At 72.1% G+C, this 9,442-nt stretch carries 10 protein-coding genes; all 10 read right to left on the reverse strand.

Annotated features, from left to right (window positions below; genetic code table 11):
* Window positions 1-1,333 (reverse strand): hydroxysqualene dehydroxylase HpnE (gene hpnE, locus GT030_RS06575; protein WP_161200262.1); only part of this gene is annotated, 1,333 nt, incomplete at its 3' end.
* Window positions 1,334-1,472: 139 nt separating this feature from the next.
* Entirely contained in the window at window positions 1,473-2,423 is a 951-nt protein-coding gene (gene hpnD, locus GT030_RS06580) for a presqualene diphosphate synthase HpnD (protein ID WP_161200263.1), read from the reverse strand.
* The gene (gene hpnC / locus GT030_RS06585) at window positions 2,420-3,316 is read right to left on the reverse strand and encodes a squalene synthase HpnC (protein ID WP_161200264.1); all 897 of its coding nucleotides are present in this window, start codon (window positions 3,314-3,316) and stop codon (window positions 2,420-2,422) included. Before hpnC ends, hpnD begins: the two co-directional genes overlap by 4 nt.
* Before the next feature lie 359 nt (window positions 3,317-3,675).
* The gene (locus GT030_RS06590; RefSeq protein WP_135786013.1) at window positions 3,676-4,455 is read right to left on the reverse strand and encodes an ABC transporter ATP-binding protein; all 780 of its coding nucleotides are present in this window, start codon (window positions 4,453-4,455) and stop codon (window positions 3,676-3,678) included.
* Window positions 4,448-5,377: an ABC transporter permease gene (locus GT030_RS06595; protein WP_161200265.1), complete on the reverse strand. Its 930-nt coding sequence runs from the start codon at window positions 5,375-5,377 to the stop codon at window positions 4,448-4,450. Before GT030_RS06595 ends, GT030_RS06590 begins: the two co-directional genes overlap by 8 nt.
* 76 nt (window positions 5,378-5,453) lie before the next feature.
* On the reverse strand, window positions 5,454-6,326 hold the full coding sequence (locus GT030_RS06600; protein ID WP_135786015.1) for a glycosyltransferase: 873 nt from the start codon (window positions 6,324-6,326) through the stop codon (window positions 5,454-5,456).
* Window positions 6,327-6,331: 5 nt separating this feature from the next.
* Entirely contained in the window at window positions 6,332-7,111 is a 780-nt protein-coding gene (locus tag GT030_RS06605; RefSeq protein WP_078873695.1) for a CDP-alcohol phosphatidyltransferase family protein, read from the reverse strand.
* On the reverse strand, window positions 7,089-8,150 hold the full coding sequence (locus tag GT030_RS06610; RefSeq protein ID WP_161200266.1) for an iron-containing alcohol dehydrogenase family protein: 1,062 nt from the start codon (window positions 8,148-8,150) through the stop codon (window positions 7,089-7,091). The genes GT030_RS06605 and GT030_RS06610 overlap by 23 nt, the downstream gene beginning before the upstream one ends.
* Window positions 8,138-8,890 (reverse strand): phosphocholine cytidylyltransferase family protein, encoded by a 753-nt coding sequence (locus GT030_RS06615; RefSeq protein WP_161200267.1) that lies wholly within the window; start codon window positions 8,888-8,890, stop codon window positions 8,138-8,140. Before GT030_RS06615 ends, GT030_RS06610 begins: the two co-directional genes overlap by 13 nt.
* A partial coding sequence (locus GT030_RS06620) for a DUF5941 domain-containing protein (protein WP_237522237.1) occupies window positions 8,887-9,442 on the reverse strand: 556 nt, incomplete at its 5' end. The genes GT030_RS06615 and GT030_RS06620, both read right to left, overlap by 4 nt.

Genomic DNA, 9,442 nt, shown 5'->3' on the forward strand with positions numbered 1-9,442 from the left:
TGCGGACCGCGCTCTCCATGGTCGCGGGCCAGCCGGTGGCGGTCCACGCGCCGGCCAGGCAGAGGCCGGCAGCCTTGGTGCGGGCGCCGGGGCGCAGCCGCCCGACGCCGGGGGTGGGGGCGAACGTGGCGGTGCGCTCGCGGGTGACGAAGAAGTCCCGCACGCGCGCGGTACGGGCGCCGGGGATCAGCCGTTCCAGCTCGGGCAGGTAGCGCTCGCGCAGGTCGGCGACGGGGGCGTCGATGTCGTCGTGCGCGGCCGACTGGGACAGCGCCAGGTACTGTCCCTCGCGCAGCCCGGAGGCGGCGGTGCGGTCGAACACCCACTGCACGGGCGTGCCGAGCGCGGCGAGGAAGGGCCGGGCGAGCACCGGACGGTCATACACCACGTGCACGTTGAGGATCGGCGCGGTGCCGATGCGCAGCAGCCGCCCGGGGTCGTCGAGCGCGCCGGACGGCAGCAGGTCGTGGGTCTCGCGCTGCGGTACGGCCAGGACGACGGCGTCGGTGTCGATCGTCTCGCCGGGGGTCTCAACGCTCCAGCCCCCGTCCGCGTTGCGGGAGAGGGAGGTGACGCGGGTGCGCAGCTCGGTGCGGACGCCCGCGGAGTCGAGGGCCTTGCGGGCCAGCCGGTCGTGCAGGTCGCCCAGCGGGACGTGCGCCCAGCCGATGTCGGCCGCGCCCGGCTCGGACAGCAGCCCGGTCCGGAACACCATCGCGGCCAGTCCGAGCGAGGCGTCGCCCGCGACCGCGTTGAGGGTGGCGACCCCGACCAGGTCCCACAGCGCCTCGATGGCGCGCGCCGACTGGCCGTGCCGGGCCAGCCAGGAGCCGAAGTCCTGGTCGTCCAGCGCCGGGTCGGCGGGGTCGAGCCCCTTGAGCGCGAGCGCGGCCCGCCCCACGGAGGCCCGCTCGGCGAGGGAGAGGTGCGGGTACGCGGCCAGGCTCCGTCCCAGGTGCAGCGGTACGGGCAGCGGGTCGCGCCGCAGCCGGCCGAGCCGCCGCCCCTCGGGCTTGTCCACGTCGACCACGGGGACGTCGAGCCGGTTCTGCAGCGGGGCCAGCGCGGTGCCCTCGATCCGGTCGAGGAACCAGCGGTAGGCGGTGCAGCAGCGCAGGTAGACGTGCTGGCCGTTGTCCACGGTCAGGTCGCCGCGCTGGAAGGAGAAGGCGAGCCCGCCGAGCCGGGGCCTGCCTTCGAGCAGGGTGACGCGCACGCCCGCGTCCGCGAGGGCGAGGGCCGCGGTGACCCCGGCGAGACCGCCGCCGACCACGACGGCGTCCCGGCCGGTGCCGCCGGTGTGCGCCCGTGCCGGGCGTGGGGCCTCGCTCATGCCGCGTCCTTCCGTGCGTACCGCGCGTGCCGGTCGAACCGTGCACGTCCGGCCGTCGCAGTCAGGGACGCCGCGCCGCGGGCGAGGGTTGCCCGCCGCGACCGGGCCGCCGGAGCCGCCTCCCGGGCCTCGGCCGTCATCAGGCGCGCCCCCTGAGCGTGTGCCGCGAGACGTGCCGGGTGTCGAAGCCGGACAGGCCGCGCACGGCGACGTACGCCTTCTCGCGGCCGGGCAGGGAGACGCGGCCGCGCAGCACGGCCTCCGGGTCGCGTTCGATCCGGTCCAGCAGACGGCGGTAGATACCGGCCATGGCGGCGACACAGGCGCCGCTGCGGCGGTCCAGCATGGGCAGCAGCCGGTAGCCCTCGGCGAACAGGGCGCGGGCGCGGCGGACCTCGAAGTGCACCAGGCCCGCGAAGTCGGAGCCCTCGGGCGGGGTGGGTCCGGCGAACCCGGCCGAGCAGCCGAACTTGGCCAGGTCGTCGGCGGGCAGGTAGGTGCGGCCGCCCTGGGCGTCCTCGCGGACGTCGCGGAGGATGTTGGTGAGCTGGAGGGCGAGCCCCAGCGTGTCGGCGTACTCGGGGGCGCGCTCGACGCCGCGTGCGCCGGGTTCGGTGCCGAAGACGCCCAGCGAGAGGCGTCCGATGGCACCGGCCACGCACCGGCAGTAGACCTTGAGGTCGTCCCAGGTCTCGTAGGTCGCGCCGCGCACGTCCATCTGGACGCCGTCGATCAGCTCGTCCAGGCCGCCGAGCGGGATCGGGAAGGCCCCGGAGGCGTGGGCGAGGGCGACGGCCACCGGGTCGGTGTCGTCCTCCTCCACCGCGCCCGCCCGGACCCGGCCGAGCAGCGCCCGGGTGTCCTCCAGGCGCTCCACCTTCACCGCGCCGGGCAGCTCGCCGTCGCCGATGTCGTCGACGCGCCGTGAGAAGGCGTAGAGCGCCGACATCGCGCGGCGCTCGGGCGTCGGCAGCAGCCGGATGCCGTAGGCGAAGTTGCGGGCCTGCTGGCCGGTGACCGTCTCGCAGTAGCGATAGGCGGCGAGTACCGGTGCGGACACGGCTTGCGAAGCCTCCACTGCCCGGATCACCCCTCTCCTCGCAGGGTCGTGCCCGCCTCACGCAGCAACTGGAGCTTGCCGGGCTTGGGCGGGCCGGGAAGTACGTCGAAATCGGCGGCGGCGATCGCCCGGACCGCCGCCTTTCCTCCCGCCACGAATCCCGCCAACAGCAGCTTCAGTCTGCCGTGGACGCTACCCACGAGGGGGGCGCCTTCATTCAGCAGATCGCGTGCGCGTCGGGCTTCGAACGCGACCAGGGCGCGTACGGACGCGCCGGCGCTCGGGGCGGCGAGGTCGCTCTCCTGGACATGGAAACGCTTCATGTCCTGGGCCGGCAGGTAGATGCGGTCGCGGCCGAGGTCCTCGGCCACGTCCTGGAGGTGCTCGACGATCTGCAGCCCCGTGCACACGGCGTCGGAGCGGCGGATGCGCTCGGGGGTCGCGGTGCCGGTGACGGCGAGCACCAGGCGGCCGACCGGGTTGGCGGAGAGTTCGCAGTAGGCGCGCAGGTCGTCGTACGTCTCGTACCGGGTGACGAGCTGGTCCTGGCGGTTGGCGGCGATCAGGCCGAGGAAGGGCTCGGGGGTGAGGCCGCGGCGGCGCACGGTGGGCTGGAGGCGGCGCAGCAGGGGGTGGTGCGGGGTGCCGTCGAAGACCCGGCGGAGGTCGGCCTCGAAGGCGTCGAGCACGGCGAGCCGGTCGCCGGCCCGCTCCGGGGGGACGCCGAGGACGCGGGCGTCGGCGCCGCCGGGGGCCAGGTCGCCGTCGCCGATGTCGTCGACCAGGCGGGCGAAGCCGTAGACGGCCATGAGGTCGGTGCGCCAGGCGCGGGGCAGGAAGAAGGGGGCCACGGGGAAGTTCTCGCGCGCGGCCTTGTCCAGCGTGGCGCGTTCCAGTGCCGTCGCCGTGTCGGTTCCCGTCACTGCGCGCTGCCCGGTGCAAGGACGGCGCGGCTCGCGTTGAGCTGGGGAGTTTCCGTAGCCATTGCCGTCACATCTCCCGTTCTACACTGCCGACCCGATACACACTATTTCGGACACGCCGCCGACCCTCCGGGGGACGTCCCGGCGGAGGGTGTCGCGCATTATCGCCCCGATTGCCGGTTTCCGGCACCGGTACAGCTTACGTTGTACAACGCGCCAGGGTCCCTCGGGGTGTCCGGCGCATCACAACAACACACCGATGGGCGCCAAGATTCCTACGCCCCACCGGAGTTGACGCATCCTTTGCAGACGCCGGGCCCCGCCGGGGAATGTCCGGCAGGGCCCTGACGGAGAGACGGCTACTTGCCCGTGAACTTCTCGTACTCCTTGAGGACCTCTTCGGTGGGCCCGTCCATGCGGAGTTCGCCGCGTTCCAGCCACAGGACGCGGTCGCAGGTGTCGCGGATGGACTTGTTGTTGTGGCTCACCAGGAAGACCGTACCGGCCTCCTTGCGCAGTTCCCGGATGCGTTCCTCGGAGCGCTTCTGGAAGGCGCGGTCACCGGTGGCCAGCGCCTCGTCGATCATGAGGACGTCGTGGTCCTTGGCGGCGGCGATGGAGAACCGCAGCCGGGCGGCCATGCCAGAGGAGTACGTGCGCATCGGCAGCGTGATGAAGTCGCCCTTGTCGTTGATGCCCGAGAAGTCGACGATCCGCTGGTAGCGCTCCTTGATCTGCTCACGGGACATGCCCATGGCGAGACCGCCCAGGATGACGTTCCGCTCACCGGTCAGGTCGCTCATCAGCGCCGCGTTGACGCCCAGCAGCGAGGGCTGGCCGTCGGTGTAGACCTTGCCCTTCTCCGCCGGGAGAAGGCCGGCGATGGCCCGCAGCAGGGTGGACTTGCCGGAGCCGTTGGAGCCGATCAAACCGATGGCCTCGCCCCGGTAGGCGGTGAAGGACACCCCGCGTACGGCGTGCACCTTGCGCACCCCGCGCGGCTCGCCCCGCTTGATGATGCGGCTCAGGGCGGCGGTGGCGCTGCCCTTGCCGGTCTTGGCGCCGTTGACCCGGTAGACGATGTGCAGCTCGTCCGCGATGACGGTGGGCCGGCGATCGCCGGTGTTCTGCTCAGCCACGGCCGTACCGCTCCTCAGCCTTCCAGAAGTACACGAAGCCGCCGCAGAAGACGACCACGGCCCAGCCGAGGGCCAGGGCCCACACGTGCGGGGGCAGGTTCGAGGCGCCGTAGCCGTCGATCAGGGCGTAGCGCATCAGGTCCATGTAGACGGCCGCCGGGTTCGCCTGGAGCACCCGGACGATCCACTCGGGCTTGCCCGCCAGCATGTGGTTGATGGAGAACATCACGCCGGACGCGTACATCCAGGTCCGCAGCATGAACGGCATCAGCTGGGCGAGGTCCGGCGTCTTGGCGCCCATGCGGGCCACGATCATCGCGAGCCCGGTGTTGAACAGGAACTGCAGCACCAGCGCCGGGAGGATCAGCAGCCAGGACAGCCGCGGATAGTTGCCGAACCCGATCACCACCAGGAACACGACGATCATCGAGAACAGCAGTTGCTGGAGCTGCTGGAGGGAGAACGAGATCGGCAGCGCGGCGCGCGGGAAGTGCAGGGCGCGCACCAGGCCGAGGTTGCCGGAGATCGCGCGGACGCCCGACATCAGCGAGCTCTGCGTGAAGGTGAACACGAACACGCCGGTGACCAGGAAGGGCACGTAGGTGTCGTGCGACATGCCCCGGCTGGCGTCGAGGATCAGGCCGAAGATCGCGTAGTACACGGCCGCGTTGAGCAGCGGGGTGGCCACCTGCCAGAGCTGGCCCAGTTTGGCCTGGCTGTACTGGGCCGTCAGTTTCGCCTGGGAGAAGGCGAGGATGAAGTGGCGGCGGCTCCACAGCTGCCGGACGTACTCGACGAGCGAGGGGCGGGCACCGCTCACCGCGAGCCCGTACTTGGCGGCGAGGTCTGCCGCCGGCAGGCTCTCGTCGGGCGACGGGGCCGCGGTCACCGCGACACCGCCGTCATGGGTTGTCTCACTCACAGGGGGAAACTTTCGTCTTCGAGTACATCGTCCGGTTCGCCTGCGCGGGGCCGCTCGGCCGCCCCACCCGAGCTTCTCAGATCACCGGGGGACGGCCCAGCCGGGTCAGCCGCCACACCGTACGCCAGCGCATCGGGCGGCGGGGGCCGCAGGGGGTGGCCCAGCCCTCCTTGAACCCGCCGAACCACGCCTTGAGCGCCGGTCCCGAGGGGCGGCGGGCCAGCGTGAGCAGCAGCCAGACGCCAAGGTAGACCGGGACGAGCGGCAGAGGAAGGTTGCGCCGGGCCAGCCAGACGCGGTTCCGGGCCACCATGCGGTGGTACACCGCGTGCCGCGAGGGCGCGGTCGTCGGGTGGTACAGCACCATGTCCGACCGGTAGTCGATCATCCAGCCGGCGTCCAGCGCACGCCAGGCGAGGTCGGTCTCCTCGTGGGCGTAGAAGAATTCGTCCGGCAGCCCGCCGACCTCGCCGAGCACCTTGGTACGGACGGCGTTGGCGCCGCCGAGGAAGGTGGTCACGCGCGAGGAGCGCATCGGGTCCGAGGCACGCAGCCGGGGCACGTGCCGGCGCTGGGTCTCGCCGGTCTCCGGGTCCGCGATGCGGAAGCTGATGATGCCCAGCTCCGGGTCGGCGGCGAACGCGGCCCGGCACAGCTCGGCGGTGTCCTGCCGGGCGAGCAGACCGTCGTCGTCCAGGAACAGCAGGATGTCGACGTCACTGCCACCGGGGCCGAACGCCTCGATGCCGACGTTGCGGCCGCCGGGGATGCCGAGGTTCTCGGGCAGCTCGACGGTGCGCACGCCCTCGGGCACGTCGGGCACCGGCGAGCCGTTGCCGACGACGACCACGGAGACCTTGTCGCCGTCCTGCTTGGCCACGGAGTCGATGAGCGCCCGCAGCTCCTCGGGGCGGTTGCCCATGGTGATGATGACCGCGCCGACCTTCATGCCGTTCACCTCAACCTGCTCGACGCGAGAATGGACACCAGGTGCAGCAGGGTCTGGAGCAGCGCGATGCCCGCCAGCACGGCGGTGCCGAGCCGGGTGAAGAACAGGTCGCCGCGTACCTGGTCCACGATGGCCAGCACCAGGATCAGCAGCGACGCCTCGATACCGAGGATCAGCCGGTGGAACTTGAGCGCGGCGGCGGCGCGCCGGGCCAGTGCCATCCCGGAGGAACGCGGCTCGGCGGCCGACTCCTTCACCGGAGGCAGTCCGGTCTGGTGCCGGGCGACTCCGACGAGGTCGGTCTCCGCCTTGATCAGGATCGCGCCGAGCGCCGCCAGCGTGCCGAGGAACGCCCACAGCCAGTCGATGCGGCCGCTGCCGAACAGGTCGGCGGCGCGCAGCCCGAGGCCGACCAGCACGGCCGCGTCGGTCAGGTAGGCGCCGACCCGGTCGAGGTAGACCCCGCCCAACGAGTACTGCTTGCGCCAGCGGGCGATCTCACCGTCGACGCAGTCCAGCAGCAGATAGAGCTGGGTGGCGACGATGCCGAGCACGGCGCCCGTGATCCCCGGCACCAGCAGGGCCGGGGCCGCGAGCACACCGCAGACGGTCATCAGGTACGTGAGCTGGTTGGGCGAGATCCTGGTGTTCACCAGGTAGCGGTCGATGCGCAGGGACACCTCGCGCATGTAGAGGCGTCCCGCCCAGTGCTCACCGCTGCGCCGGTCCTTGACCCCCGCGGGGTGGACGACCGGACGGAGTTCAGCTACCGATGGCCTTGACATAGTCGGCGTAGATGTCCTTGATCTGCTCAGTCTTGAGGTCGAGGTGTTCGAGGATCGTGTAGCGGCCGGGCCGGGTCTCCGGGGCGAACTCCACGACGCGGACGAACTCGTCCACGGTGAAGCCGATGTCCTCGGCCAGTACCGGCAGGCCGTGGCGGCGCAGTACGCCGGCCATGTGCGCCGACTCCTCGTGCGCCCCGCGCAGGTACATGGCGAAGGCGGCGCCGAGGCCGCACTGCTCGCCGTGGCTGGCGGCGCGCTGCGGGAAGAGCAGGTCGAAGGCGTGGTTGATCTCGTGGCAGGCGCCCGAGGACGGCCGCGAGTCACCGGAGACCGACATGGCGATGCCGGACAGCACCAGCGCCTCGGCCAGGACCTGGAGGAATTCGTTGTCCTCGATCCCGCCGGGGTGCCGGAGCACCGCCTCGCCGGCCTGGCGGGCCATGGCGGCGGCGAGACCGTCGATCTTCTCACCCTTGACCCGGTTGGCCAGCTCCCAGTCCGCGATGGCGGACACGTTGGACACCGCGTCGCCGATACCGGAGCGCACGAAGCGCGCCGGGGCGGCCCGGATGACGTCCAGGTCGATCAGGACGGCGATCGGGTTCGGCACCCCGTAGGAGCCCCGGCCCGCGTCGTTGTCCAGGGTGGCGACCGGCGAGCACAGGCCGTCGTGCGCGAGGTTCGTCGGCACGGCGACCAGCGGCAGGCCGACCCGCGCGGCGGCGTACTTGGCACAGTCGATGATCTTGCCGCCGCCGAGGCCGACCAGCGCGTCGAAGTGCCCGGCGCGGATGTCGTCCGCGAGGCGCACGGCGTCGTCGAGGGTGCCGCCGCCGACCTCGTACCAGGTCGCGCCCGGCAGTTGGGGCGCGACCCGCTCGCGCAGCCTGGCGCCGGAGCCGCCACTGACGGCGACGGCCAGGCGGCCGGAGTGCGAGATGCGCTCGTCGGCGAGCACGGTGGCCAGGTCGGCGAGGGCACCCGGACGGATGTCGACGACGACCGGCGAGGGGATGAGCCTCGTCAGTATCGGCACGCGATCTTCCGTCCCTTGGCGAGGTCGTCGTGGTTGTCGATCTCGACCCAGGAGACGTCACCGATGGGCTGGACGTCGATCCGGAAGCCGCGGTCGACCAGCTCCTGGTAACCGTCCTCGTAGTAGAGCTGCGGGTCGCGCTCGAAGGTGGCGCGCAGCGCGTCGGCCAGCTCCCCGGCCGCGTCGCCCTCGATGAGGGTGACACCGATGTACTCGCCGGTGGCCTCGGCGGGGTCCATCAGCTTGGTGATCCTCCGGACGCCCTTCTCGGGGTCCACGACGACCTTCATCTCCTCGTCCGCCAGGGACTTCACCGTGTCCAGCGCGAGGATGATCTTCTTGCCGTCACCACGGGCCGCGAGCAGGGTCTTCTCCACCGAGACCGGGTGCACGGTGTCGCCGTTGGCGAGGATCACGCCGTCCTTCAGCGCGTCCCGGCCGCACCACAGGGAGTAGGCGTTGTTCCACTCCTCGGCCTTGTCGTTGTCGATCAGCGTGATCTTCAGGCCGTACTTGGCCTCGAGGGCCGCCCGGCGCTCGTACACGGCTTCCTTGCGGTAGCCGACGATGACACCGACCTCGGTGAGACCGACCTCGGCGAAGTTGCCGAGGGTCAGGTCGAGAACGGTGAGCGACTCCTCGTCGCCCTCCGGGCCCACCGGCACCAGGGCCTTGGGCAGGGTGTCGGTGTAGGGGCGCAGACGCCGTCCGGCGCCGGCCGCCAGCACGAGGCCGATCATGCGGTTTCTCCTTCGTCGTGGACGGCGGGCGCCCCAGCGGACACCCAGAAGCGGATGCTCTCGACGAGCACCAGCAGAGCGACGCACACGGCGATGACCGTGAGCGCGACGGTGAACTGGGAGGCGGTCAGCAGCGCGGCAAGCACGGTGACGAGCAGCGTGCGCCCCTCCTGCCCCCCGATGGCGCGCACCAGCCAGGCCGGCGGCGCTCCGGCGTCGCCGCGGATGCGGTACACCGTGTCGTAGTGATGGTAGGCGACCGCCGCGACCAGCCCGAACGCCGCCGGGAGGGCGCCGTGGACGTCGGCGCGGGCGGCCAGCGCGAGCACCGTGCCGTACTCGGCGGCGCGGAAGAACGGCGGGACGAGCCAGTCCAGCGAGCCCTTCAGCGGGCGGGCCGTGGCGAGCGCCGAGGTGAGGACGTAGACCACCGCGCCCACCACCGGCAGCCACCCGCCGAAGCCGGTCAGCGCCGAGCAGGCGACCACGGCGGCGCCGCCGAGGAGGGCGACGGCCGGGACGGCGAGGCCGGGCAGGCCCCGCTTGAGCACG

The organism is Streptomyces sp. SID1328 (genome assembly GCF_009865595.1).
GTDB classification, from domain to species: Bacteria; Actinomycetota; Actinomycetes; order Streptomycetales; family Streptomycetaceae; genus Streptomyces; species Streptomyces griseoluteus.